Origin of the sequence: Variibacter gotjawalensis (assembly GCF_002355335.1) — a bacterium.
Lineage (GTDB): Bacteria > Pseudomonadota > Alphaproteobacteria > Rhizobiales > Xanthobacteraceae > Variibacter > Variibacter gotjawalensis.
In genome coordinates this window covers 11,965-36,419 of record NZ_AP014946.1, presented here as the reverse complement: position 1 = coordinate 36,419, position 24,455 = coordinate 11,965, and the positions used below count along the sequence as shown (strand labels likewise).

Here is a 24,455-nt window from a genome sequence, read left to right as displayed (position 1 = left end):
CGACGACGTATCGTCCAGATCAACCTCTCGTCAACGGCCCGAAAATTGAGCTTGCCGCCGAACGCCCACCAATAGAAGTCCGAATCCGAATTTCGGTTGCATGACAGGCGAATTGCGCCAATTTGCGGCGGCGCACCGGATGTCTGCCCTAATTCGTCCCCGCCGGTTCGCATGTGAAGCTTGAAACCGGTTGTGCGCCAGCCTCAAGTCCTTGAGGTCTCGCATCTTTCTACGCAGCATCCGGCCTTGGCGTTACGCGCGCCGCGATGGAAAAAAGCGCGCGGGCACGTGCAATTGAAATCGCGATGTGTCGCGGGCGCAACATCCTCGCCTCACCGGAGTAAGCGGAGCGAGGGGTCGAATCGTCGCAACCGCCAATTGCATTTGCGGAAAAGCCTTCTGCGAACCCTCGCCAAGGCAGTGCGAGCGCGCTACGGCTAGCGGCGAGGTCGCATTTCATGTCTCCAACCCGCACCGCGGTCATCTGCGCGCTGTTCGTCGCCATCGGGCCGATGAGTTTGGCCCTCTACACGCCGGCATTGCCCGCTCTGGTGCCGGTGTTCGGTACGACCGCGTCCGTCATGAAGCTGACCGTGACGATCTATTTTCTCGGTTTTGCGGTCGCGCTGCTGGTTGCAGGGCCGTTTTCGGACGCTTTTGGGCGCCGGCCGGTGCTTTTGGTTTTTTTCACGGTCTATCTCGCAGGCAGCCTGGTCGCGGCGCTGTCGCCGTCCGTCGAATGGCTGCTCCTCGGCCGCGTGCTGCAGGGAATAGGGGCGGCTGCGGGCGTTACGGCGGCGCGGGCATTGGTGCGCGATCTCTATACGGGCGAGGAAGCCGCGCGAATCATGAATCTGGTCGGCCTCATGGTCGGCATTGCTCCAGCGGCCTCACCGACGCTCGGCGGTATTCTGCTTCACTTCGGCTGGCACGCGATCTTCGGCGCGATGGTGGCCTATGGCCTGATGGTCGTCGTCCTCGCCTATTTCATGCCGGAGACGCATACGCATCCGGACCGAACGCATGTGCTGCCGCGCAATATGGTGGCGCATTATCTGGCGCTGATCAGCGACCGCGGCTTTCTGCATTCCGGATTGCTGACGTCGATGATCCAGGGCGGGCTCTACACAATGCCGGCGCTGATGCCGTTCGCGCTGATCGAGCGGGTCGGGCTGACGCCGCTCCAGTATGGGTTTGCGATGGCGGGCGGCGCCGGTTGCTTCATGCTCGGGGCGTTCATCACGGGGCGGCTGCTGCGAAGATTCGACGCGCTGAAGCTGATCCATGTCGGGGTCGTGCTGGTCTTCATCGCGGGCCTCGCCTTCGCGATCGGCCTGCGGCTCGGGCCGCCGACCTTCTGGACCGTGTGGGCCCCCTCCGCCTTGTGGACTTTCGGGCTCACCTTCGTGATGCCGGGGTCGACAATGCGGGCGCTCTCGGGATTTCCCGGCATTGCGGGGTCGGCATCGGCGCTGCTCGGATTTCTGCAGTTCGGCGGCGGCTTGCTGGCGTCGGCGATTGCCGCGTTGGTCATCGGCGATGCAATGACCGGCTTGATGACGCTGCTGCCGATCATGGCGCTGCTCGCGGCGATCATCCACTGGGCGCTCAATCCACCTCCGGTTGACCCGCGTATTCCGCAGAACCGAATTGACGACATAAAAAGTAGAATTTGATTTCGCATGGCGGTCGGTTTGATCTGGCGAGCGCCGCGCGGCATGCTGTAAGAACGCAACGTTTTTAGATTGCAGCCGGGACGGCCGGCGTCGGAGAGGAAGCAGTTATGGATTTCACAATTTCGGAACGCCAGAAGCATTGGCGTGATCGCGTCATCGCGTTCATGGACAAGCATGTTTACCCGGCTGTCGATACGTATAATCAGCAGATGGACGTTGGTCCGGCCGAGCGCTGGCAAGTCGTTCCGGTTCTCGAGGAATTGAAGAAGAAGGCGAAGGCCGAAGGTCTGTGGAACCTCTTCCTGCCGCCGAACAAAGAGCACGACACTGACGAGTGGCACGGCGCAGGCCTCACTAACCTCGACTACGCCCTCTGCTCCGAGCAGATGGGCCGCGTGTTGTTCGGTTCGGAAGTTTTCAACTGCTCGGCGCCCGACACCGGCAACATGGAAGTCTTCCATCGCTACGGGACGCAGAAACAGAAGGAGCAGTGGCTCCGTCCGCTGATGAACGGCGAAATTCGCTCGGCCTTCTTGATGACCGAGCCGGCGGTTGCGTCTTCGGACGCGACCAACATCGAGACGTCGATCAAGCGTGATGGCGATCATTACGTCGTCAACGGCCGCAAGTGGTGGTCGTCCGGCGTCGGCGACCCGCGCTGCAAGATCGCGATCGTCATGGGCAAGAGCGATCCGGATAATGCGGATCGTCACAAGCAGCAGTCGCAGATCCTCGTGCCGCTCGATACGCCGGGCGTCAAAGTTGTGCGCATGCTGCCGGTGTTCGGCTTCGACGATGCGCCGCACGGCCACGCCGAAGTGATCCTCGATAACGTGCGCGTGCCGACCGAAAATCTGTTGCTTGGCGAAGGCCGCGGCTTCGAGATCGCGCAGGGCCGCCTCGGCCCGGGCCGCATCCATCACTGCATGCGCACGATCGGCGCGGCGGAAGCAGCGCTTGAGAAGATGGTCAAGCGTCTGCAGTCGCGTGTCGCATTCGGCAAGCGCATTTCCGAACAATCGGTGTGGGAGCAGCGCATCGGCGAAGCTCGCGCCGATATCGAGATGACGCGCCTTCTGTGCCTCAAGGCCGCCGACATGATGGACAAGGTCGGCAACAAGGGCGCGCAGCTCGAGATCGCGATGATCAAGGTCGCGGGCCCGCGCATGGCGCTCCGCATCATCGACGATGCGATCCAAGCGCATGGCGCAGGTGGCGTCACGACGGACTTCGGTCTGGCGAAGTCCTACGCGCATATCCGCACGCTGCGTCTCGCCGACGGTCCGGACGAAGTGCATAATCGCGCGATTGCACGGCTCGAGTTCCGTAAGTACTCGAACCGGTCGCATTAAACTCTGAGTGTCATCCCGGAAGCGGCCGGCTCGGTTTGCGAGCAGGTCGCTATCCGGGATCCACGTATCCCTGCATCTACTGGGATACATGGATCCCGGCTCGCGCTCGGCCTTGGCGCGCTGTGCGCGCCAGCCTCGCTTGGCCGGGATGACAGCTGAAGTTTTGGCGAGCTTAAGTCCCGATCCGTCATGGTGAGGAGCCGCCGCAGGCGGCGTCTCGAACCACGACGGCCGAGGTGTCGCGACGAATGGGCCGTTGTCCTTCGAGACGCCCGCTACGCGGGCTCCTCAGGATGACGGGTTTGAATTGGTATGAATCACCTAGGCGACGCCGTTAAACGTAAACCATCGTGATCCACTCAGCGACGATCACGGGTTTCTCGTGGCCTTCGAGTTCGACAAAGCATTCGCGCTTAAAGCGATAGCTATTATCCTTCGCCTCGACCGACAACATCTTCGCTTTCATGCGGACGCGGCTGTCCGGTGGCACCGCGCCGGTGAAGCGCAGCTTGTCGAAGCCGTAGTTGATGCCGTTCTTGATTCCGTCGATCTGCAGGAGCTCGTACGACATCGCCGACATCAGCGAGAGCGTGAGAAAGCCGTGCGCGATGGTGGTGCCGCCGTATTCGCGCTTCGCGCGGTCGACGTCGACATGAATCCATTGATGATCGTTGGTGACGTCGGCAAAGCGGTTGATCAATTCCTGGTCGATCGAAACCCAGTTCGTCGTGCCTAGATCTTTTCCGACGAGCGTCGGCAAATCTTTTGCGTCTATTCGCATTTTTCCTCCGGCGGTTTGTCGACAAAGCCATCGTGACTTGCTTTCGTCAACCTCGTGAGTAGGGTTGGGTTACCGGCCGCAGAAGTCGTTGGGAATAAGGGACGAAACATCATGAGCGCCGAGCCGGCACTCGCCTCAGAGACCGCATCGTTGTTACCGCCGGGCTGGCCCGTAATCTCTCTCGGCGACGCACAGTCGCGGCTGACCGGGCCGGGCGCTCCGTTCGAAATCGGCGAGGCGATCGTGCACGGCGTGAAAGTCCGTACTTGGAAGAACGCGCATCCGACTATTCGCGAACTCGTCGCGCATGCGCGCGCGAATTTCGGCGAGCGCCCTTACGTCGTGCTGGAGGACGAGCGCGCGACTTTCGAGGCGACGATCCGCGCAGCGCTCGGCGTCGCGGCGTTTCTTCAGGAACGTGGTGTGCGCAAGGGCGACCGTGTCGCGATCGCGATGCGCAATCTGCCGGAATATCCAGCGGTGCTGCTCGGCACTGTGCTGATCGGTGCGATCTCGGTCGCGCTCAATGCGTGGTGGACGGGGCCGGAACTCGAATACGGACTGACCGACTCCGGATCGAAGGTTTTGTTCGTCGACGGCGAGCGGCTCGAGCGCATCGCGGCGCATGTCGATAATTGCCCGGCGCTGGAGACGATCTGCGTCACGCGTGATGCGCCTGGGCTCGGCGGCGAGCGCGTCGTGCATTTCGAGAGCGTGGTCGGCCGCATCAAGGATTGGCACACGCTGCCGGACCGGCCGTTGCCGGATGTCGCACTCGATCCGGAAGATCCGGCGACGATCCTCTACACGTCCGGCACGACCGGCCACCCGAAAGGCGCGGTGGGCTCGCACCGGAACGCGATGACCTGCACGGCGGGACAGGCGTTCAGCGCGACGCGGAATTTCCTGCGGCGTGGCGAGGCCGTGCCGGCGCCGGATCCGAATGCGCCGCAGCGGGTGACGCTGCTCGGCATCCCGTTCTTTCACACGACCGGCACGCATGCGGTGCTGCTGCCGTCGCTGAATGTCGGCGCGCGCATCGTACTGATGCGGCGGTGGGATACCGAACAGGCGATGCAGCTGATCGAGCGCGAGCGCGTCACCAGCGCGGGCGGCGTGCCGACGCTGGCGTGGCAACTCGTCGAGCATCCGAGCCGGACGAATTACGACCTTTCGTCTTTGGAATCGATGGCGTATGGCGGCGCACCGGCAGCGTCCGATCTCGTGCGGCGCATCAAGGCCGTGTTTCCGCAAGCCGCGCCGAGCGTCGGCTGGGGCATGACGGAGACGACGTCGACATTCACGAGCCAATCCGCCGAGGAATACATCAACCGGCCGGAGAGCTCGGGGCCGGCGTGGCCGGTGTGCGACATGAAGGTGATCGACGACGATTGGAACACGCTGCCGCACGGCGTCGTCGGCGAACTCGTCGTCGCGGGGCCGAACGTCATCGCGGAATACTGGAATAAGCCGGAGGCGACCGCCGCGACGATCCGTGACGGTTGGCTAAAGACCGGCGATCTCGCGCGCATGGACGAAGAGGGGTTCGTCTACATTGTCGATCGCAAGAAGGACATGCTGATCCGCGGCGGCGAGAATATCTACTGCGTCGAAGTCGAGGATGCTTTGTGCAAGCATCCGGCGGTGGTCGATGCGGCGGTGGTCGGTATTCCGCATCGCACGCTCGGCGAGGAGCCGGGTGCGGTGGTGACGCTCGGGCCGGATGCGCATGTGTCGGAGCAGGAGCTGAAGGCATTCGCGTCGCAGCATATCGCGGCGTTCAAGGTGCCGGTGCGCATCGTGTTCTCGCCAACGATGTTGCCGCGCAATGCGAACGGGAAGATTTTGAAGCGCGATCTCAAGGCGATGTTCGTCTGAGTTCGCTTCCACAATCGGGATAACAAAAACAATGACCGATCTGCCGCCGCTTTCGCCCGACGTTTTGCCCAAAGGCATCCGCAGTCGTTTCATCGACGGCATCAACGGCTTGCGCATGCATGTGCTGGAAGCCGGCGAGAAGGGAAAGCCGCTCGTGCTGCTGCTGCATGGGTTTCCCGAGCTTGCCTATTCGTGGCGTGACGTGATGGTGCCGCTCGCGGCGGAAGGTTTTTACGTCGTCGCGCCGGATCAGCGCGGCTATGGCCGCACGTCGGGGCAGTCGACGACCTACGACGAAAGCCTCGCGCCGGTCGCGATGCCGAAGCTCGCGGCGGATGCGCGCGCGTTGGTGAGTGCGCTCGGTTACGAGAAGGCTCTGCTGATGGGGCACGACTTCGGCTCGCCGGTGTCGGCATGGTCTAGCATTCTCTATCCGGAGGTTTTCCGCGCCGTCGTGCTGATGAGCGCGCCGTTCGCGGGCCCGCCGGCTTCGACCGGCGGAACGTCGGATTTCGTCGTGCGGCTGAAAGATGCGATGGCGGCGCTGCCGCGCCCGCGCAAGCACTACCACGCGTATTATGCGACGCGCGAAGCGAACGAGCATATGTGGCATCCGCCGCAGGGCATCCACGATTTCCTACGCGGCTATTTCCATCACAAGAGTGCGGACTGGGCCGAGAACAAGCCGTATCGCTTGAAGGAAGCGTCGGCCGACGAACTCGCGAAGCTGCCGACTTACTACGTGATGGACCGCGATCAGACGATGGCGGAAACCGTCGCGCCGTACATGCCGTCGGCGGCGCATATCGCGGCGAATACGTGGCTGCCGGATCGCGAGCTTGCGGTATACGCCGAAGAGTACGGACGCACGGGATTTCAAGGCGGGTTCAACTGGTATCGCACGCGCTTCGATGCGGCGCTCAACGAAGAGCTCGTGACGTATGCGGGGCGCAGCATCGATATTCCGTCGATGTTCGTTGCCGGCGCGAGCGACTGGGGCGTGTTCCAAGTGCCCGGCGCTTTCGAGCGGATGCAAACGCAAGCGACGACGCGCATGGAAGCCGCGCATCTCATTCCGGGGGCGGGGCACTGGGTGATGCAGGAGCGGCCGGACGAAACGCTCGCGTATCTCATCCCGTTCTGCCGCAAGCACGCGGCGCTGGTCGGCTAATCCAGCGTAGCGGGTTTTGGCGCGAAGAAGCGGTCGCGGTAAAGCGCGAGAAGGCGCGCGGCATTCACGGGCAGCAGCAGACTGTGCAGCACCATGATCGGCAGCAGCCCGACGCGCGTAGCGTAGATGATGAAGGCCACGTTGCTGAGCAGTGCGAAGATGCGCAGCGCGACGAGGTCCTTTTGGTAGAAGGTCGCAAGCACGAGCGCGCAAGCGAGATAGCCGATCACATCGTTCATCGTCATCGCGGGATGCCTCGCGCCATTTCCATTTCACACTGTGCGAATTTGTTGCTGATCGATTGTTGTGCTGCCGTGTGATGAATGGTGCAGCCGTCTGCGCAGCAAAGTTGCAGCGAGGATTGCCGAGCTACACGCGAAGTTGGCGAGAAACACGACCGTCATGATGTTGTCGTGCAGAATCAAAACCGAGTAAGCGACGGTCGATGCATGCGCGAGTGAGAACATGAACCACGTCGTGCAGGAGATCGCCGCAGCGCCGTCGCGATCGCGCATCACCCTGAAAAGTTGCGGAAAATAAGCGACAAATCGAATCGCATTGCAGAGCATGAAGAAGGTCACTGCGAGATCGGTGCTGGTCGCGGTGCGCATTTCATCGCCTCGATTTTTTTGAATCTCGCGCGACTTCAGCAGCGAACGCGACATAGCGCATCACCTGATCGGGTGATGTCGTTTTTCTGTGCAGCCTCGTCCCTCAAACGGGGGATGCCGAATTTTCCCTGCGCGCTAGTGAAGAGGTCGCGCTGAGCTACCCGCATTAATTTTGCCGGAGCCGCAGATGATCGCAGATGAAGCTTTGGTCGACGACATCTACTCGGTCGTCGCTGATCCGACGCGTTGGTCGCAACTACTGACTGCGGTCTCCGATCGTATCGGCGCGCTCGGCGGAATGGTTGCGCAACTCAATTTGCGCCGTAATGAAAACGTCATGGAAGTGGGGCGGTTGTGTCCTGCTGCCGGCAAGATCTACGAAAAATATCATGTGACGAATCCGTGGACGAAGGAGCTGAGCCGGCTCGCGGATCGTCGCCGCCTCGTCACCATGTCGCCGATGGTGCCAACGGCAGAACTCAAGAAATCCGTTTTCTATGCCGATGTGCTGGAGCCGCAAGGCATCACGGATGGGATGAACATAATTCTTCCCTCGCTTGCCTTCGACGGGGGTATGGGCGGGTTTCAATTTTCCGTCCATCATTCGCGTGCCGACGAGGTTACGGAAATCGCTTTGCGGCTTGGGCAGTTGGCACCGCATCTCGCGCGCGCTCTCGAAGCGAGCTGCAAGCTCGCGCCACTGATTGATGGGAGTCGACAGCTCGAGCGCATGCTAAATCTCATGCCGACTGCCGCGCTGCTGATCGATGGCCGCCGCCGCGTGCGTTACGCGAACACGGCCGCCGAGACGTTGTTCATCGCGAATGACGGATTGTCTCTGGATGCGGAGAAAAAGCTTCAAGCGGCCGGGACATTGCCCGCGGAAGCTGCTGCGTTTTCGCAGGCGTTGAGCGAAGTGCTCGGAGTTGCGGCGGGCCAGGGTGGCCGCGTCGGCGAACCCGTGAAGCTCACGCGTCTTTCCGGTGCCGGATCGTTGCTCGTTTTCCCGGTGCCGTTGCCGCCGCCGGCATTCGAACTTTGGAAAGTCACCGAAGCGGCGCGCGCGCTGGTGCTGATCGTCAGCCCGCATGCGCAGGCGAGCGGCGAGATCGAAGGGCTCAAGCAGGCGTTCGGTTTGACGGCGGCAGAAGCGCGCGTCGCTCTGCTGGTTGCCGGCGGTCTCAGCGGTCCGTCCGCAGCGAAGGTGCTCGGCATTTCGCCCGCGACGGTGAAGACGCATCTTGCGCGCATCTTCGACAAGACCGGCACGCATTCGCAGGTCGGCCTTGCAAGACTGTTCTCGGTGCTACCGTCTATCTAGCAGCCGCGTGGGCCCAGATGCGTTTCTCGAAGTTCGCTTCGAGCCGTCGGTAGTTCACGATCGCTTGCGCTATCGTACTGCCGTCGCACAGGCTGCGCGTCGCCAGCATTTCCTCGTAGACTTCTTGAAGATATTCGCCGTCGGCGAGCTTGTTCTCGCCGGCAACCTCGATCTGCTCGATTAGATCGAGATCGAGCGCCGCGCAGGCGGCTTTCGTTGCCGGTACGGGCTGCGCGCAAGCCGTTGAGGCTAATAAAAGCGTCAGGCAGGCGGCGCGCGCCAGCGTGGCGCAGGTGCCGCGCCACTGGAGCTTGATCGAAGTCGGCTTCGTCATTGTCACAATCCTTCCCCACGATCGAAGGCGTGTTATGCCGAGGTCGTGGGTGCGACGGCGTCCGCCAGACGGGTGAGGCGCAGGTGTTTTGTTGCGACAAACGTGCGACACGGCTAGCGATTTGGAATGTGACTTGCATAACGTTTAAGCAAATCGGCGCGAGTCGGTGTAAGAGCCGCGTGTGTTGCGGCGAGGTGTGTTGTGGCCGGAGTTAACAAGGACAAGGGAGCGGTACGGACCGCAAAGCCCGCCGACGCCGCGGTGAAGATCGCGATCGTCGACGAGTCGCCGATCCGCGCCGCGATCATCGAGGAAGGTTTGCGCGAGGCCGGCTACGCGCAGGTCTACCGCCTCGCCGAGATGAGCAATCTGCTTCAGCGCATCTACGAGATCGACCCCGACGTCATCCTGATCGATCTCGAAAATCCGAGCCGCGACATTCTCGAACAGATGTTTCAGGTGAGCCGCATCGTGAAGCGGCCGGTCGCGATGTTCGTCGATCAGAGCGACTCGGCATCGATCCAGGCCTCCGTCGATGCGGGCGTCTCGGCCTATATCGTCGACGGCCTGAAGAAAGAGCGCATCAAATACATCCTCGATACTTGCATCTCGCGCTTCAACGCGTTTTCGCGTCTGCAGGGCGAACTCGATCAGGCGAAGTCCGCGCTGGAGGAACGCAAAGTCATCGATCGCGCCAAGGCGATCCTGATGAAGGCGAAGGGCATCAGTGAAGAGGAGGCCTACGCGCTGATGCGGAAGACGGCCATGAACGAGAACAAGAAGATCACCGAGATCGCGCAGTCGGTCATCACGGCGGCGGAGATGTTCAAATGAGTACGCGGTTGCGGATCGGTTTTATCCCGCTGGTCGATGCGGCGGCTCTTATTGTCGCGGTGGACAAGGGCTTCGCGGCGCAGGAGGGGCTCGACATCGAGCTGGTGCGCGAGGTGTCGTGGTCGAATGTGCGCGACAAGCTCAACATCGGCCTGTTCGATGCGGCGCATCTGCTGGCACCTGTCGTGATCGCGTCGAGCCTCGGCATCGGCCATGCGCGTGTGCCAGTGCTGGCGCCTTTCAATCTCGGCATCAACGGCAATGCGATCACGGTGTCGCCCGCGCTGCACGCGGCGCTGGCAGCGGCCGGCGATATTGCGACGCCGGAAGGCTCGGCGAAAGCGCTGGCGCGCGTGGTCGCCGAACGGAAGGCGCGCGGCGAGCCGCAACTCACCTTCGGCATGACGTTCCCTTATTCGACGCACAATTATCACCTGCGTTACTGGATGGCGGCGGGCGGCGTCGATCCGGATGAGGATGTGCGGCTGATCGTGCTGCCGCCGCCTTACATGGTGGACAGTCTGCGCAACGGTCACGTCGATGCGTTTTGTGTCGGCGCACCTTGGAATTCGGTCGCGGTCGATCTCGGCATTGGTCACATTCTGCATTTCGTCTCCGAGTTTCTCGATCGGGCGGCCGAAAAGGTGCTCGCCGTGCGAGCACCGTGGGCAGCGGAAAATCCCGAGACATTGGCGAAGCTGGTGCGGGCGCTGGGCAAGGCCGGCCCGTTCATCGAGGACGCGGCGAACCGCGCGGAGGTGAGCGCGATCCTCGGCGCGCCGGAGCGGATCGACGTTGCGCCGGAGGTGATCCGCCGCACGCTCGATGGCAGGCTCAAGATCGCGCCTGACGGCACGATGCGCGAGGATCGCAATTATCTCCTCGTCTCGCGCGACAGCGCGGCGCGGCCGAATCCGGACCATGCCGCTTGGCTCTATGCGCAGATGGTGCGTTGGGGACAGGCGCAGCAATCGGCTGACTTGGAGAAGGCGGCGCGCGGGGTGTTTCGGCCGGACCTTTACGACGCGATTTTGGGTACTGCTCCACGTTGATCACCCTGAGAATCACAGGCTGTCATCCCGGACGGATCACGAAGTGAGCCGCGATGCCGATCCGGAACCTACGTATCCCTGCGCTTGCGTGGGGTACATGGATCCCGGATAGCCGCCGGCTCGCTTCGCGAGCACCGCAGCTTCCCGGATGACAGCTTCGAGGAGATCAGGCGGAGAAAGCCCCAGCTGCTTTCGGCTCTAGTCCGGCGAGGCGAAGGCAGCCAAGGCGCATGATCGAAAATTGTGCACTGCGCAAAATTGCGGCTTTTGCCTAACGGGCGGCCGCAAATCTCGGGTTGAAGCCACCTGAGCGGCGTACCGTACGCTGAGCTATCACTCTGTCCTTAAACAGAAAATCCGATCTCGGTCGAACTGGCACGAGGCTTGAATAGCTCCAAGCTGAAAGGGCGTTTGCGCGCCCGAAGGTCCAACGACGGGCCGACAAGCAACGCCGCTGCACTGGGAGGGCATCCGCATTCGCGGGTCCGTTTCGGTCTGCGGCTTTTTTTGTTCGGTCGACCGGCGAGCAACAGAGGGTTTCTATGAGCAAGGCTAACGGGAATTCGGGAATCAATCGCCGCAAGCTGTTGAAGTCGGCGGCTGGCACTGCGGTGCTGTTTGCCGCCGTGAAGGCGAATTTCCTTGGCGGCGTGCATATGGCTCATGCGGCGGCTCCGGAAACCACGAAGGCGACCCTCGGCTACATCGCGCTGATGGATGCCTCGCCGCTCGTGATCGCCAAGGAGAAGGGGCTCTTTGCCAAGCACGGCGTGCCGGATGTCGAAGTCTCCAAGCAAGCCTCGTGGGGCGCGACGCGCGACAACCTCGTGCTCGGCGGCGCCGCCAACGGCATTGATGGCGCGCACATCCTGACGCCGATGCCGTATCTCATCTCGGCCGGCAAGGTGACGCAGAACAACGTGCCGACGCCGATGTATATCTTGGCCCGCCTCAATCTCGACGCGCAGGCGATCTCGGTCTCCAACGAATACAAAGACCTCAAAGTCACGGCCGATGCCTCGCCGCTGAAGGCGGCCTTCGCCAAGAAGATCGCCGATGGCAAGAAGGTGAGCGTTGCGATGACGTTCCCGGGCGGCACGCACGATCTCTGGATTCGCTACTGGATGGCAGCTGGCGGCATCGATCCCGACAAGGACGTCGCCACCATCGTGGTGCCGCCGCCGCAAATGGTTGCCAACATGAAGGTCGGCAACATGGATGCGTTCTGCGTCGGCGAGCCGTGGAACGAACAGCTGGTCAACCAGGGCATCGGCTTTACGGCCTGCTCGACCGGCGAGATCTGGGGTAAGCACCCGGAAAAAGCGCTCGGCATGCGGGCCGACTTCGTCGACAAGAATCCGAACGCGACGCGCGCGATCATCATGGCCGTGATGGAGGCGCAGCAGTGGTGCGACAAGCCGGAAAACCGCGACGAGATGGCGGCGATCGTCGGCAAACGCCAGTGGTTCAACGTGCCGGTCGCCGACATCATCGGCCGCGCCAAGGGCGACATCAACTACGGCAACGGTCGCGTCGAGAAGGGCACCAAGCAGTTCATGAAGTTCTGGCAGGACCATGCGTCCTACCCGTTCAAGAGTCACGATGCGTGGTTCGTCACCGAAGACATTCGCTGGGGCAAGTTTGAGGCAACGACCGACGTGAAGGCGATGGTCGACAAAGTGAACCGCGAAGACCTGTGGCGTGACGCCGCGAAGGCGCTGTCGGTCTCCGACATTCCGGCCTCACCGTCGCGCGGCAAAGAGACGTTCTTCGACGGCAAGGTGTTCGATCCGGAAAATCCGTCCGCGTATCTCAAGAGTCTTTCGATCAAGCGCGTGGAGGTCTGACGATGAACGTAACGGTTCTCAAAACCGATAACGCTGCGCCAGTCACGACGGCGAGTGCGTCGGTGCTCAAGCTGGCAACGCCGAAGCCTTCGTATTTCCAGAAAAAGGTTGTGCCGAAGCTGTGGGCCACGCTCGCCAACGTAGCGCCGCCGCTTGTCATGCTCGCGCTGATCCTCACGGTCTGGCAGCTACTCTGCATGAGCCCGACGGCGACATTGCCGTCGCCAACGAAAATTTGGAGCGAGGCCTCCGACCTCATCCTGCATCCGTTCTTCAACGCGGGGCCGCAGGATATCGGCCTCGGCTGGCGCGTTCTCGTCTCGATGCAACGCGTCGCGATCGGCTACGGATTTGCCTGCGTGATCGGCATTCTCCTCGGCACGATCATCGGCCAATCCGTTTGGGCGATGCGCGGCCTCGATCCGATCTTCCAGGTTCTGCGCACGATCTCACCGCTCGCTTGGCTGCCGATCTCGCTCGCAGCGTTTCGCGATAGCCAGCCTTCCGCGATCTTCGTGATCTTCATCACGTCGGTGTGGCCGATCATCATCAACACGGCGGTCGGTATCCGAAACATCCCGCAGGATTATCGCAACGTCGCGGCGGTGCTGCGGCTCAACCACTTCGAGTTCTTCACGAAGATCATGATCCCGTCAGCGGCGCCGTACATCTTTACGGGCCTGCGCATCGGCATCGGCCTTTCGTGGCTGGCGATTGTGGCTGCCGAGATGCTCACCGGCGGCGTCGGCATCGGTTTCTTCATCTGGGACGCTTGGAACTCCTCGCGCCTCTCCGACATCGTGGTCGCGCTCGTCTACATCGGCGCTATCGGCTTCCTGCTCGACCGCTTCATCGCGGCGGTCGCGCATTTCGTCACCCGCGGCACGGCAGCGAGCTGAGCGCATGATCCGGAAAAGTGGACACCGGTTTTCCGAAAAGATCATGCGCAAGGAAAGGACTTATCGATGAATGCCTATCTCAAGCTCGAACACGTGTTCAAAAGCTTCAAGCGCGGCAGCCAGACGAGCGAAGTGCTGAACGACGTCAGCCTTTCGATTCAGAAGGGCGAGTACGTCTCGATCATCGGCCATTCGGGCTGCGGCAAGTCGACGTTGCTCAACATCGTCGCTGGTCTGACGCCGGCGACGAACGGCGCGGTGCTGCTGGAGAACAAAGAAGTCAACGATCCGGGTCCGGATCGTGCGGTCGTGTTCCAGAACCACTCGCTGCTGCCGTGGCTGACGGTTTACAACAACGTGCGCCTCGCGGTGGACAAGGTGTTTTCGTCAACGAAGTCGCGGCAGGAGCGCCACGACTGGACGATGCACAACCTCGATCTCGTGCAGATGGGGCATGCGAAGGACAAGCGCCCGTCGGAAATCTCCGGCGGTATGAAGCAGCGCGTCGGCATCGCGCGGGCGCTCGCAATGGAGCCGAAGGTATTGCTGCTAGACGAGCCGTTCGGCGCACTCGATGCACTCACGCGCGCACATCTGCAAGATTCCGTGATGGCGATCCACGCTAAGCTCGGCAACACCGTGCTGATGATCACTCACGATGTCGACGAGGCGGTGCTTCTTTCGGATCGCATCGTGATGATGACGAACGGTCCGTCGGCGCGCATCGGCGAAGTGCTTGACGTTCCGCTGGCGCGTCCGCGCAAGCGTCTCGCGCTTGCCGGCGATCCGACTTACGTCAAGTGCCGCCAGCGCGTGCTCGAGTTTCTCTACGAACGGCATCGGTTTGTCGAAGCGGCGTAACGCGCATGAGCGAGCCTCTTGTCATCATCGGCAACGGCATGGCGGCCGCGCGTCTGGTCGACGAATTGTCGACGCGCGCGCTTGGCCGTTACGCCATCGCGGTGGTCGGCGAGGAGCCGGCGCTTGCCTACAATCGCGTCCTACTCTCCTCGCTGCTGGCGCGTGAAGTCGAGCGCACCGACATCGATCTGAAATCCAAGGCGTGGTGGCAGGAGCGCGGTGTGACGCTTTTGTACGGTCATCAAGCGATCGGCATCGACACGCAGATCCGCCGCGTCAAGCTCGCGGGCGGTGCGACGCTGCCATACGGCAAGCTCGTGCTCGCGACGGGTTCGCGCGCGATCAGGCTTTCGGCGCCCGGCATGGATTTGCCTGGTGTGCTGACCTTCCGCGATCTGCGCGATGTCGCGGCAATCGAAGCCGCGGCGGGTCAGGGGCGTAGCGTCGTCGTCATCGGCGGCGGCCTGCTCGGTCTCGAAGCCGCCTACGGGCTCGCGCGCGCGGGCGCCAAAGTACACATCGTGCATCTGATGGATCGCTTGATGGAGCGGCAACTCGATGTTCGCGCCGGCGCGATGCTCAAAGCCGCGCTCGAAGCACGCGGCATTACGGTGCATCTCAGCGCCGAGACGGCGCGGGTTGCCGGGACAAGGTGCGCCGAAGCGGTCGAGCTGCGCGACGGCACGGTTCTGCCGGCCGATCTCGTCGTCGTCGCGGCCGGTGTGCGGCCAAATTCCGAACTCGCGCAAGCCGCGCAGCTCAATGTCGGGCGCGGCATCGTGGTCGACGACGGGATGCAGACGAGCCAATCGGGTATCTACGCGATCGGCGAATGCGCCGAGCACCGTGGCGTTTGCTACGGCCTTGTCGAGCCAGCTTACGAGCAGGCGCGCGTGCTGGCATCGCGTCTCGCCGGACAGCCGACGGATTTGTATGCGGGCAGTACGCTCGCGACGAATTTGAAGGTCTCGGGCGTCGGTGTGTTTTCGGCCGGCGATTTCATGGGCAGCGCGGGCACCGAGCAGATCGTGCTCTCGGATCCCGGCATCGGCCTCTACAAAAAATTCGTCATCCGCGACGGCAAGCTCGTCGGCGCCGTGCTGTTCGGCGATACGGCGGATGGCCTCTGGTATCTCGATCTCATTCGCTCGGGCGCGCCGATCGCGCCGATCCGCTCCGACTTCGCGTTCGGCCGTGCTTTCGCCGAACGCAGCACTGCCGCAATTAAGAAGGCCGCGTAAATGTCCGGTGATTTCACACTCGAACAGAAACGCTATCTCGAAGGATTCGTCTCCGGAATCACGGCGGCGCGGGCGACGCGTGCGAAGCCCGGTGGCGGTGCCGAAGTCGTCAAAGGTCCGGACGCGGAGCATTTCGCCGCGCAGGACGCGGTCATCGCCAGCGGCAAGAAGCTTTCCGACCAGGAGAAGTTCAAGCGCGAGGAACATCCGTTCGACGCTTATGGCCGCTTCAAGGAACAGGCGGATGCGAACCAGCCTCCGAAGCCAGCGGACAATTTTCGCTGGCGTTACTTCGGCCTCTTCTACGTTGCGCCGACGCAATCGTCCTACATGTGCCGCCTCCGGATCGCGAACGGCATTCTTAAGCACTGGCAATTTTCCGGTGTCGCCGATGTCGCGGAGCGTCATGGCGGTCATTACGCACATGTGACGACGCGCGCGAACTTACAGATCCGCGAGATCGAACCGAAGAGCGCGGTTGCGGTCGTCGAGGAGATTCAGGATCTCGGGCTCTGCTCGCGCGGCTCCGGCGCCGATAACATTCGCAACGTCACTGGCACACCGACGGCCGGGATCGACCCGCAGGAATTGCTGGACACGCGGCCGTATGCGCGCGAGTGGCATTTCCATATTCTCAACGAGCGCGCGCTATACGGGCTGCCGCGCAAGTTCAACGTTGCGTATGACGGCGCCGGGCTCATTCCGGTGCTCGAAGAGACCAACGACATCGCGTTCCAAGCCGTCGAGGTGAAGGAAGGTTTTGGCGCAGAGCCCGGCTTGTGGTTCCGACTCGCGCTCGGCGGCATCACGGGCCACAAGGATTTTGCGCGCGACACCGGCGTCATCGTGAAACTCGCCGATGCGACGAAGGTTGCCGATGCAATCGTGCGCGTCTTCATCGCGCACGGCGATCGCACGGATCGCAACAAGGCGCGGCTCAAATATGTGCTCGACGCCTGGGGCTTCGAGAAATTCCTCGCCGCGGTTGAGGAGAAGCTCGGCGCGAAATTCGTGCGCGTGCCGCCGGAAGCCGTCGCGCCGCGCCCGGCTTTCAATCGTGCGGCGCATATCGGCGTCTACCCGCAGAAGCAGGCGGGGCTGAATTGGATCGGCGTCGCGCTGAAGCTTGGCAAGATGACGGTCGCGCAGATGCGCGGTCTTGCAAAGATTTCGGCCGAGCTGGGCGACGGCGATATCCGCCTCACGGTTTGGCAGAATTTGCTGATCTCCGGCGTGCGTGATGAGAATATCGCGTTGGCCAAAGCGGCGATCGCGGCGCTCGGCCTCTCGACAGACGCGAACGCGATCCGCTCGGGTCTTGTCGCGTGCACGGGGGCGACCGGCTGCCGCTTCGCAGCCGCGCACACCAAGGAGAATGCGGACGAGATCGCGGCGTGGTGTGAGGAGCGCGTCGCGCTCGATACGCCGGTCAATGTCCACCTCACGGGCTGCCACCATTCGTGCGCGCAACATTACATCGGCGACGTCGGTCTCATTGGTGCGCGCGTTGCGACCAACGACGATGGCGATACGGTTGATGGCTATCACGTGCATGTCGGCGGCGGGTTCGGGCCTGACGCAACGATTGCGCGCGAAGTCTTCCGTGATGTCAAAGCTGAGGACGCGCCGCGCACCATCGAGCATGTGCTGAAGGGCTATCTCGCGCATCGCAAGTCGGCCGACGAAAGTTTCCTTGCGTTCACACGCCGTCACGAGATCGAGGCGCTGCGCACGATGTTTGCGGAAGGGGCTGCCGCATGACGCAGAACGTAACACCGCCGATGGCAATGCTGGTGCCGGAAACGGCGCCGTTCAACGATGAGCAGCGCACGTGGCTCAACGGCTTCTTTGCCGGGCTCGTCTCGCTCGACAACCTTAGTGTCACGGCGCTGTCAGCGGAACAGGGCGCTGCCTTGATGCCGGGTGGCGCGGCGCAGGCCAAGGGTCCGCTCGACGACGGTGATGACGGCGAGGCGCCGTGGCACGATCAGACGATGGCGATGGCGGACCGCATGAAGCTCGCCGAAGGGCGGCCGCTGCGGCGGAAGATGATGGCCGCGATGGCGCAGCAGGATTGCGGCCAGTGCGGTTACACGTGCGAGAAATATTCTGACGTTCTGTTCCTGCGCGAAGAGGAGCGGCTGAACCTCTGTGTTCCGGGCGGCAAGGAAACCGCGCGCATGCTCAAGGCACTGCATGCCGAGATCGGCAGCGAGCCGGCGGCTCCTGCCCCAGCGGCGGCGAAAGGCGAAGCGCCGGCGGTACCTGCCGGAGAGGTCGGGCGCTCGCGCGACAATCCAACGGAGGCGATGTTTGTCGGGCGCCGGCGACTCAACAAGGACGGTTCCGAGAAGGACACCTGGCATATCGATTTCGATCTGTCGCAGTGCGGGCTCGACTATGTGGTCGGCGACTCGTTCGGCATTTTCCCGACTAACGACGTCAATCTCGTCGAGGGCGTGATTTCGGCGATCGGCGCGAGTTCCTACACGCGCGTCGGTGACAAGACGCTGCGCGATGTGCTGATCAACGACGTGTCGTTGGCTCCGGCACCGGATTCGCTGTTCCAGTTGTTCTCGTACCTGACCGGCGGCGATCGGCGGCAGAAGGCGAAGGCACTTGCGGCCGGTGAAGACCCGGATGGCGATGCGGCGACGCTCGACGTGCTCGGCGCGTTGGAAAAATTCTCCGGCGTGCGGCCTGACGCCGAAGCCTTCATCGAATCGCTCGAACCGCTGCAGCCGCGTCTTTACTCGATCTCGTCGAGCAATCTGGCAACGCCGGGTCGGCTATCGACCACTGTCGACGCAGTGCGCTACACGATCAAGAGCCGCAAGCGGCTTGGTGTCGCGTCGACCTTCCTCGCCGAACGCGCGAACGCGGGCGATAAGATCAAGATCTACGTACAGCGCGCGCACGGCTTCGGTCTGCCGGACGATCCGACGACGCCGATCATCATGATCGGCCCAGGCACCGGCGTCGCGCCGTTCCGCGCTTTTCTGCACGAACGTGCTGCGGCGAAAGCGGTCGGACGCAACTGGTTGTTCTTCGGACATCAGCGCTCGGCGACAGACTTCTTCTACGCGGAAGAGCTCAATCGCATGAAGATGTCCGGCGTGCTGACGCGCTTGTCGCTCGCGTGGTCGCGCGACAACGAGAAGAAATTCTACGTGCAGGACCGCATGCGTGAAGTCGGCCGCGATATCTGGCAATGGCTGACCGAAGGCGCGCATCTTTACGTCTGCGGCGACGCGAAGCGGATGGCGAAGGATGTCGAGGGCGCGCTGGTCGATATCTGCGCGCAGCATGGCGCGCGGTCGACCGATGAGGCGATCGCCTTCGTTGCCGAATTGAAGAAGAAGGGCCGTTACCAGCAGGACGTTTATTGATGAATGCGCCGCTCGCGCATAGCCCGGCGGTGCGCACGACGTGCCCGTATTGCGGCGTCGGATGCGGCGTGCTCGCGAAACCTGATGGTGCCGGCGGCGCTGCGGTGACCGGTGATCCAGGGCATCCGGCGAATTTCGGGCGTCTATGTTCGAAGGGATCGGCACTCGGCGAAACGCTGACGCTGCACGACCGCTTGCTCTACCCGATGATGCGAGACGGCGGCGGGGCGCTGGCGCGAGCGTCTTGGGATGCGGCGCTGGATCGTGTCGCGGACGGGTTCAAGCGCATCGTCGCGCAGCATGGGCCGAATGCGGTCGCGTTCTATCTCTCAGGCCAGTTGCTGACCGAAGATTATTACGTCGCCAACAAGCTGATGAAAGGCTTCATCGGCAGCGCGAATGTCGACACCAATTCGCGGCTCTGCATGGCGTCGTCGGTCGCCGGCCATAAGCGCGCTTTCGGCGCCGATACGGTGCCGGGCAATTACGAGGATCTCGATCAGGCCGACCTACTCGTGCTGACCGGATCGAACACCGCGTGGTGCCACCCGGTGCTGTTCCAGCGCATGCTCGCCAACAAGCGCGAGCGCGGAGCGCGCATCGTCGTTATCGATCCGCGACGGACGGCGACAGCGGACGAGGCCGATCTTTTTCTGCCCATAGCGCCCGGTATGGATACGGTATTGTTCAGCGGGCTGCTTACCTATCTCGCCGATGTCGCGGCCGTGAATTGGAACTATGTCACCGAGCACACGGCGGGATTCGACGATGCGCTTGCGCGCGCGCGTGAGATCGCGCCGGATCTGCCGACGGTTGCGACGAAGACGGGGCTTACGGAGAGCGACATCGCTCGCTTCTATGCGTGGTTCGCCGGCACGCGCCGGGCCGTCACGTGCTATTCTCAGGGTGTCAATCAGTCGGCGCAGGGCACCGACAAGGTCGGCGCGATCATCAACTGTCATCTCGCAACCGGCCGCATCGGATTGCCGGGAGCAGGGCCGTTCTCGCTGACCGGCCAGCCGAATGCGATGGGCGGCCGCGAGGTCGGCGGGCTCGCCAACCAGCTCGCGGCGCATATGGGTTTCTCGCCCGAAGAGGTCGATCGGGTCGGTCGCTTCTGGCAGGCGCCGCACATGGCGACGCACGAAGGGCTCAAAGCCGTCGATATGTTCGACGCGATCGCGCGCGGCGAAATCAAAGCGCTGTGGGTGATGGGGACGAATCCCGCGGTGTCGCTGCCGCGCGCCGCCGCGGTGCGCGAAGCGTTGTCAGAACTCGAGCTTTTCGTCGTTTCCGAAAATGTGCACGCGAACGATACCGTTTCGGCGAAGCCGCATGTGCTGCTGCCGGCCGCCGCGTGGGGCGAGAGGGACGGCACGGTCACGAATTCCGAGCGGCGGATCTCGCGGCAGCGCTCGTTTCTGCCGCTGCCGGGCGAGTCGAAACCGGATTGGTGGGCGGTGAGCGAAGTTGCGAAGCGGCTCGGTCATGGCGAAGCGTTCGCGTATCGCTCGGCGGCGGAGATTTTCCGCGAACACGCGGCGCTCTCGGCTTTCGAGAACGAAGGCACGCGTGATTTCGACATCGGCGGCTTGGATACGCTCGACGATCGCGCCTATGCGCGGCTTGCGCCGATCCAGTGGCCGGTGCGCGACGACGCATCGCAGACCGCACGCTTCTTCGCCGACGGAAAATTCTTCACGCCGGATCGCAAGGCGAAGTTTGCGATGCCAGCCGAGCCGGCGCTGGCGGACAGGCTCGGCGATGCATTTCCGCTGTGGCTCAATACCGGGCGCATTCGCGACCAGTGGCACACGATGACGCGCACGGGCCGCAGTCAGCGGCTCGGCGGACATTTGCCGGAAGCGTTCGTTGAAATTCACCCCGAGGATGCGGCGCGCTTCGGTATCGTCAACGGCGAATACGCGCGCATCGCGACGGCGCATGGCAAATGCGTGCTGAAGGCCGTCGTCACGACGGCGCAGCAGCGCGGTATGCTGTTCGCGCCGATTCATTGGAGCGACGCAACGGCGGGTCTTGCGCGCGTCGGCGATATGGTGATCGCGGCAACCGATCCGTATTCCGGGCAGCCGGAATCGAAAGCGACGGCCGCAACAATCGCGCCGGTGTCGTTCCGCTGGCGCGGCTTTGCGCTCACCCGCACGCCGTTCGCGCCGCCGGTCGATGTGCCATATGCACGCGTCGCCGCGACGGGCGGTTACGGCTTGCTGTTCGCCAGCGATGAGTCGCCGGAGACGTGGCGGCAGCGCGCCGAGCGGATTTTCGCGAACGCCGAGTGCGCCGAATATCTCGATGCGCCGGGCGAGCAATATCGCGTCGCGGCCTTCGTCGACGGGCGGCTCGCAGGCGCGCTGTTCGTCGCGCCGTTCCATGCCGCGCCCGAGTGGGATGCCGTAAAGACGCTGTTCGAGGCCGAGGCGGTTTCGGCCGATGCGCGGCGCGCGCTGCTCTCGGGCCGCAGCGCCGACGGCGCCGGATCGTGCGGGCCGCTCGTGTGCGCGTGTTTCGGCGTGCCGCTCGGCGTTATCCGCGAGGCGATTGCGGCGGGTGCCGGCGATGCCGATGCGATCGGCCGCGCAGTGAAAGCCGGAACGAATTGCGGGTCTTGCAAGCCCGAACTCAAGAGGATTTTGGCCGATGAACGCGCTCCGCAAACCGTCTGAGCTCAAGCCGCGCGGGCTGGAGCCGCTGGCGCGGCTGCCGGTATTTTTCGGGCTCGAGGGCAAGCGCGTCGTGCTCGAAGGCTCGACGCCAGCGGCGGCGTGGAAGCTTGAGATGATGCTGGCGGCCGGCGCGGATGTCGCGTTGTTCTCCGCGGAGCCGTGCGAGGAACTGCTCGCCCTTGCGGCAGACCCAGTGCGCGGCAGCGTCACTATCCATCCGCGCAGCGCAACGCTCGACGATCTATCCGGCGCGATGTTAGCGATCGGTGCGTTCGAGGATGATTGCGATGCGGCGGTGTTTGCCTCGCTGGCGCGCGGCGCCGGCGTGCCGGTCAATGTGATCGACAAGCCGGCATTCTGCGATTTCTCGTTCGGTGCGATCGTCAATCGCTCCCCGCTGGTGATCGGGATTTCGACCGACGGGGCAGCGCCGATCTTTGCACAAGCTGTGCGCTCGAAGATCGAGTCGATGATCCCGCGTGGATTTTCGCGCTGGGCCGATGCGGCGCGGCGTTGGCGTTCTGCTGTGCAGTCGTCGGGGTTGTCTTTCGGCGGCCGCCGCCGCTTCTGGCAGCATTTCGTCGCGCGTGCTGTCGCGGAGCCGGAACGTGAGCCCCAGGAGCATGAGCGCGGCGAGATGATCGCGGCGGTCTCGTGCGAGCCTGGTGCGGGCGATGCGGGTTCGGTGACGCTGGTCGGCGCCGGGCCGGGCGATCCGGAACTCCTGACGCTGCGGGCCGTGCGGGCGCTGCAGTCGGCGGATGTGATTTTGATCGACGATTTGGTCGCGCCGGAAGTGCTCGATTTCGCACGCCGCGAGGCAAAGAAAATGCTGATCGGCAAGACCGGTCACGGGCCGTCGTGCAAGCAAGACGAAATCAACGCGCTGATGGTGACGCTGGCGCGCGCGGGAAAGCGCGTCGTGCGCCTGAAGGGCGGTGATCCGATGGTGTTCGGCCGCGCCGGCGAAGAGATCGACGCGTGTGCGGCGGCCGGAATTGCCGTCGAGATCGTGCCGGGCGTGACGGCGGCGCAGGGTGCTGCGAGCCGGATCGGCATTTCCCTGACGCATCGCGATCACGCGCGGCGTGTGCAGTTCGTCACCGGCCACGACAAACACGGCGGGCTAGCGCCGGATCTCTGCTGGGCGAGCATTGCGGACACGGCGGCGACGACGGTCGTCTACATGCCCGGAAAGGTGATCGCGGCTTTTACGGAGACGGCGATCGCAAATGGCCTACCGCCGCAGACGCCGACAATCGCGATCTCGCGCGCGACGCGATCCGACGAGACGACGATCGCGTCGACGCTCGCGGATTTGCCGCAGCGGCTTGTGGACGCGCAGCTGCCCGGGCCGCTGCTGGTGATGATCGGCGATGTGTTCAGCGAAAAGCTGGCGGCGAGCGCCGACGTTAAAGTCGCGTTGTCGGCGTAGTTGCTCCGCGCATCATCCCCCGGCACAGTGCCCGGCCGGGAGGATCAGAATGCCGCGTGCCGTCGTTTGCCAAGAGTTGAGTTCCGATCACACCGCAATCGAAGACGTGCCGTCGCGGCCGCTCGCGCGAGGCGAATATCGCATCGCGGTGCATGCGGCGGGGCTGAACTATCCCGACGTGCTGATGCTGCGTGGCGGTTATCAGTTCAAGCCGGAGCTTCCGTTCACGCCCGGCATGGAAGGCGCGGGTGTCGTCACGGAAGCCGGCAGCGACGCGGGCGGCAGATACAAAGTCGGTGATCGTGTCGTGATCGGCGTGCGCAACGGCGCGTTCGCCGAGGAAGCGATCGTCGAAGCCGATCGCATGATGCCGCTGCCGGACACATTTTCGTTCGAAGAGGGCGCGTCGTTCCGTGTCGCTGCGACGACCGCGATCCACGCACTGCGCGATCGCGCTGCGCTGCAGGCCGGCGAGACGTTGCTGGTGCATGGCGCCGGCGGTGGTGTCGGGCTCGCGGCGGTCGAATTCGGCAAGCTCTCGGGCGCGCGCGTCATTGCGTGCGCATCGAGCGAAGAGAAACTCGCGGCCGCAAAGCAGAAGGGCGCGGACGATCTCGTGCTCTACGATCGCGAACCGTTCCGCGATGCCGTTAAGCGGCTCACGGATCAGAATGGCGCGGATGTGATTTTCGATCCGGTCGGCGGCAAAGTGCTGGAAGAAAGCTTGCGCTGTATGGCGTGGGGTTGCCGCGTGCTGATCGTCGGCTTCACAGGTGGCTATGGGTTGGTGCGCAGCAATCTGTTGCTGATCAAGAATGCGACGATGCTTGGCGTCCGCGCCGGCGAGACGCTGCGGCGTGATCCGGCGAAAGTTGCGGAGCGCGAGGAAACGCTGCTCGATCTCATGCGCAAGGGGCATATGCGGCCGTTGATCTCGCAGACGGTTCCGCTCGAACAATTTCGCGATGCGTTTGCGACCCTGGATGAGCGCCGCGCGATTGGACGTGTTGTGTTGACCATGCGGTGAGCGCGGCGGCTGCCGTTGCCCTCCGTCATGGCCCGCTTCATGCGGGCCATCCACGTCTTGAC

The 24,455-nt window shown here is 63.3% G+C and carries 20 protein-coding genes; 16 read left to right on the top strand and 4 right to left on the bottom strand.

The genetic code is table 11. The annotated features are described in order from the left end of the window. Positions 1 to 458 precede the first annotated feature (458 nt). Positions 459 to 1,676 (top strand): multidrug effflux MFS transporter, encoded by a 1,218-nt coding sequence (locus GJW30_RS00175; RefSeq protein WP_096350316.1) that lies wholly within the window; start codon positions 459 to 461, stop codon positions 1,674 to 1,676. A gap of 107 nt (positions 1,677 to 1,783) precedes the next feature. Further along, positions 1,784 to 3,028: an acyl-CoA dehydrogenase family protein gene (locus GJW30_RS00170; protein ID WP_096350314.1), complete on the top strand. Its 1,245-nt coding sequence runs from the start codon at positions 1,784 to 1,786 to the stop codon at positions 3,026 to 3,028. Positions 3,029 to 3,362: 334 nt separating this feature from the next. Here GJW30_RS00170 and GJW30_RS00165 read toward each other — a convergent pair whose 3' ends face one another. After that, positions 3,363 to 3,809 carry a MaoC family dehydratase gene (locus GJW30_RS00165; RefSeq protein ID WP_096350312.1) on the bottom strand — a complete coding sequence of 149 codons (447 nt, stop codon included), beginning with the start codon at positions 3,807 to 3,809 and terminating at the stop codon, positions 3,363 to 3,365. Positions 3,810 to 3,920: 111 nt separating this feature from the next. Between GJW30_RS00165 and GJW30_RS00160 the strand changes: the two genes are divergently transcribed. Next, a complete protein-coding gene (locus GJW30_RS00160; RefSeq protein WP_096350310.1) occupies positions 3,921 to 5,687 on the top strand; it encodes a class I adenylate-forming enzyme family protein in 1,767 nt (588 codons plus the stop codon). A 31-nt stretch (positions 5,688 to 5,718) separates the two neighbouring features. Beyond that, positions 5,719 to 6,858, top strand: coding sequence for an alpha/beta fold hydrolase (locus tag GJW30_RS00155; protein ID WP_096350308.1), 1,140 nt, complete (start codon positions 5,719 to 5,721; stop codon positions 6,856 to 6,858). Here the strand turns inward: GJW30_RS00155 and GJW30_RS00150 are convergent. Together GJW30_RS00150 and GJW30_RS00145 are read right to left on the bottom strand one after the other, a co-directional pair. Further along, complete coding sequence (locus GJW30_RS00150; protein WP_096350306.1) at positions 6,855 to 7,103, bottom strand: hypothetical protein; 249 nt, start codon at positions 7,101 to 7,103, stop codon at positions 6,855 to 6,857. The two genes, GJW30_RS00155 and GJW30_RS00150, sit on opposite strands and share 4 nt — an antisense overlap. Before the next feature lie 27 nt (positions 7,104 to 7,130). Continuing rightward, a complete protein-coding gene (locus GJW30_RS00145) occupies positions 7,131 to 7,469 on the bottom strand; it encodes a hypothetical protein (RefSeq protein ID WP_130364654.1) in 339 nt (112 codons plus the stop codon). Positions 7,470 to 7,656: 187 nt separating this feature from the next. Between GJW30_RS00145 and GJW30_RS00140 the strand changes: the two genes are divergently transcribed. Continuing rightward, positions 7,657 to 8,790, top strand: coding sequence for a helix-turn-helix transcriptional regulator (locus tag GJW30_RS00140; protein ID WP_096350302.1), 1,134 nt, complete (start codon positions 7,657 to 7,659; stop codon positions 8,788 to 8,790). Here the strand turns inward: GJW30_RS00140 and GJW30_RS00135 are convergent. Next, positions 8,783 to 9,124 carry a hypothetical protein gene (locus tag GJW30_RS00135; protein WP_096350300.1) on the bottom strand — a complete coding sequence of 114 codons (342 nt, stop codon included), beginning with the start codon at positions 9,122 to 9,124 and terminating at the stop codon, positions 8,783 to 8,785. The genes GJW30_RS00140 and GJW30_RS00135 overlap by 8 nt on opposite strands. A 261-nt stretch (positions 9,125 to 9,385) precedes the next feature. Between GJW30_RS00135 and GJW30_RS00130 the strand changes: the two genes are divergently transcribed. The 11 genes from GJW30_RS00130 (at position 9,386) to GJW30_RS00080 (ending at position 24,393) form a co-directional block, all read left to right on the top strand. Then, positions 9,386 to 9,958: an ANTAR domain-containing response regulator gene (locus GJW30_RS00130; protein ID WP_096358564.1), complete on the top strand. Its 573-nt coding sequence runs from the start codon at positions 9,386 to 9,388 to the stop codon at positions 9,956 to 9,958. Further along, on the top strand, positions 9,955 to 11,010 hold the full coding sequence (locus GJW30_RS00125) for a CmpA/NrtA family ABC transporter substrate-binding protein (RefSeq protein ID WP_096350298.1): 1,056 nt from the start codon (positions 9,955 to 9,957) through the stop codon (positions 11,008 to 11,010). Before GJW30_RS00130 ends, GJW30_RS00125 begins: the two co-directional genes overlap by 4 nt. A 542-nt stretch (positions 11,011 to 11,552) precedes the next feature. Further along, the gene (locus GJW30_RS00120; protein WP_096350296.1) at positions 11,553 to 12,857 is read left to right on the top strand and encodes a CmpA/NrtA family ABC transporter substrate-binding protein; all 1,305 of its coding nucleotides are present in this window, start codon (positions 11,553 to 11,555) and stop codon (positions 12,855 to 12,857) included. 2 nt (positions 12,858 to 12,859) lie between these two features. Then, positions 12,860 to 13,756 (top strand): nitrate ABC transporter permease, encoded by an 897-nt coding sequence (gene ntrB / locus GJW30_RS00115; protein WP_096350294.1) that lies wholly within the window; start codon positions 12,860 to 12,862, stop codon positions 13,754 to 13,756. Between the two features lie 66 nt (positions 13,757 to 13,822). Next, positions 13,823 to 14,617, top strand: coding sequence for an ABC transporter ATP-binding protein (locus GJW30_RS00110; RefSeq protein ID WP_096350292.1), 795 nt, complete (start codon positions 13,823 to 13,825; stop codon positions 14,615 to 14,617). 5 nt (positions 14,618 to 14,622) lie between these two features. Beyond that, positions 14,623 to 15,858 (top strand): NAD(P)/FAD-dependent oxidoreductase, encoded by a 1,236-nt coding sequence (locus GJW30_RS00105; protein WP_096350290.1) that lies wholly within the window; start codon positions 14,623 to 14,625, stop codon positions 15,856 to 15,858. Further along, complete coding sequence (locus GJW30_RS00100; protein WP_096350288.1) at positions 15,859 to 17,619, top strand: NirA family protein; 1,761 nt, start codon at positions 15,859 to 15,861, stop codon at positions 17,617 to 17,619. After that, positions 17,616 to 19,247 (top strand): sulfite reductase subunit alpha, encoded by a 1,632-nt coding sequence (locus GJW30_RS00095; protein ID WP_096350286.1) that lies wholly within the window; start codon positions 17,616 to 17,618, stop codon positions 19,245 to 19,247. Before GJW30_RS00100 ends, GJW30_RS00095 begins: the two co-directional genes overlap by 4 nt. Next, a complete protein-coding gene (locus tag GJW30_RS00090; RefSeq protein WP_096350284.1) occupies positions 19,247 to 21,931 on the top strand; it encodes a nitrate reductase in 2,685 nt (894 codons plus the stop codon). The genes GJW30_RS00095 and GJW30_RS00090 overlap by 1 nt, the downstream gene beginning before the upstream one ends. Then, positions 21,906 to 23,366, top strand: a complete 1,461-nt coding sequence (cysG, locus tag GJW30_RS00085) for a siroheme synthase CysG (protein ID WP_096350282.1) — start codon at positions 21,906 to 21,908, stop codon at positions 23,364 to 23,366. Before GJW30_RS00090 ends, cysG begins: the two co-directional genes overlap by 26 nt. 49 nt (positions 23,367 to 23,415) lie before the next feature. Next, complete coding sequence (locus GJW30_RS00080) at positions 23,416 to 24,393, top strand: NADPH:quinone oxidoreductase family protein (protein WP_096350280.1); 978 nt, start codon at positions 23,416 to 23,418, stop codon at positions 24,391 to 24,393. The last annotated feature ends 62 nt before the right edge of the window (positions 24,394 to 24,455 follow it).

Coding starts and splice junctions, on each gene's coding strand:
- GJW30_RS00175 (WP_096350316.1), top strand. CDS start 459: ATGTCTCCAACCCGCACCGCGGTCATCTGCGCGCTGTTCGTCGCCATC.
- GJW30_RS00170 (WP_096350314.1), top strand. CDS start 1,784: ATGGATTTCACAATTTCGGAACGCCAGAAGCATTGGCGTGATCGCGTC.
- GJW30_RS00165 (WP_096350312.1), bottom strand. CDS start 3,809: ATGCGAATAGACGCAAAAGATTTGCCGACGCTCGTCGGAAAAGATCTA.
- GJW30_RS00160 (WP_096350310.1), top strand. CDS start 3,921: ATGAGCGCCGAGCCGGCACTCGCCTCAGAGACCGCATCGTTGTTACCG.
- GJW30_RS00155 (WP_096350308.1), top strand. CDS start 5,719: ATGACCGATCTGCCGCCGCTTTCGCCCGACGTTTTGCCCAAAGGCATC.
- GJW30_RS00150 (WP_096350306.1), bottom strand. CDS start 7,103: ATGACGATGAACGATGTGATCGGCTATCTCGCTTGCGCGCTCGTGCTT.
- GJW30_RS00145 (WP_130364654.1), bottom strand. CDS start 7,469: ATGCGCACCGCGACCAGCACCGATCTCGCAGTGACCTTCTTCATGCTC.
- GJW30_RS00140 (WP_096350302.1), top strand. CDS start 7,657: ATGATCGCAGATGAAGCTTTGGTCGACGACATCTACTCGGTCGTCGCT.
- GJW30_RS00135 (WP_096350300.1), bottom strand. CDS start 9,124: ATGACGAAGCCGACTTCGATCAAGCTCCAGTGGCGCGGCACCTGCGCC.
- GJW30_RS00125 (WP_096350298.1), top strand. CDS start 9,955: ATGAGTACGCGGTTGCGGATCGGTTTTATCCCGCTGGTCGATGCGGCG.
- GJW30_RS00120 (WP_096350296.1), top strand. CDS start 11,553: ATGAGCAAGGCTAACGGGAATTCGGGAATCAATCGCCGCAAGCTGTTG.
- ntrB (WP_096350294.1), top strand. CDS start 12,860: ATGAACGTAACGGTTCTCAAAACCGATAACGCTGCGCCAGTCACGACG.
- GJW30_RS00110 (WP_096350292.1), top strand. CDS start 13,823: ATGAATGCCTATCTCAAGCTCGAACACGTGTTCAAAAGCTTCAAGCGC.
- GJW30_RS00105 (WP_096350290.1), top strand. CDS start 14,623: ATGAGCGAGCCTCTTGTCATCATCGGCAACGGCATGGCGGCCGCGCGT.
- GJW30_RS00100 (WP_096350288.1), top strand. CDS start 15,859: ATGTCCGGTGATTTCACACTCGAACAGAAACGCTATCTCGAAGGATTC.
- GJW30_RS00095 (WP_096350286.1), top strand. CDS start 17,616: ATGACGCAGAACGTAACACCGCCGATGGCAATGCTGGTGCCGGAAACG.
- GJW30_RS00090 (WP_096350284.1), top strand. CDS start 19,247: ATGAATGCGCCGCTCGCGCATAGCCCGGCGGTGCGCACGACGTGCCCG.
- cysG (WP_096350282.1), top strand. CDS start 21,906: ATGAACGCGCTCCGCAAACCGTCTGAGCTCAAGCCGCGCGGGCTGGAG.
- GJW30_RS00080 (WP_096350280.1), top strand. CDS start 23,416: ATGCCGCGTGCCGTCGTTTGCCAAGAGTTGAGTTCCGATCACACCGCA.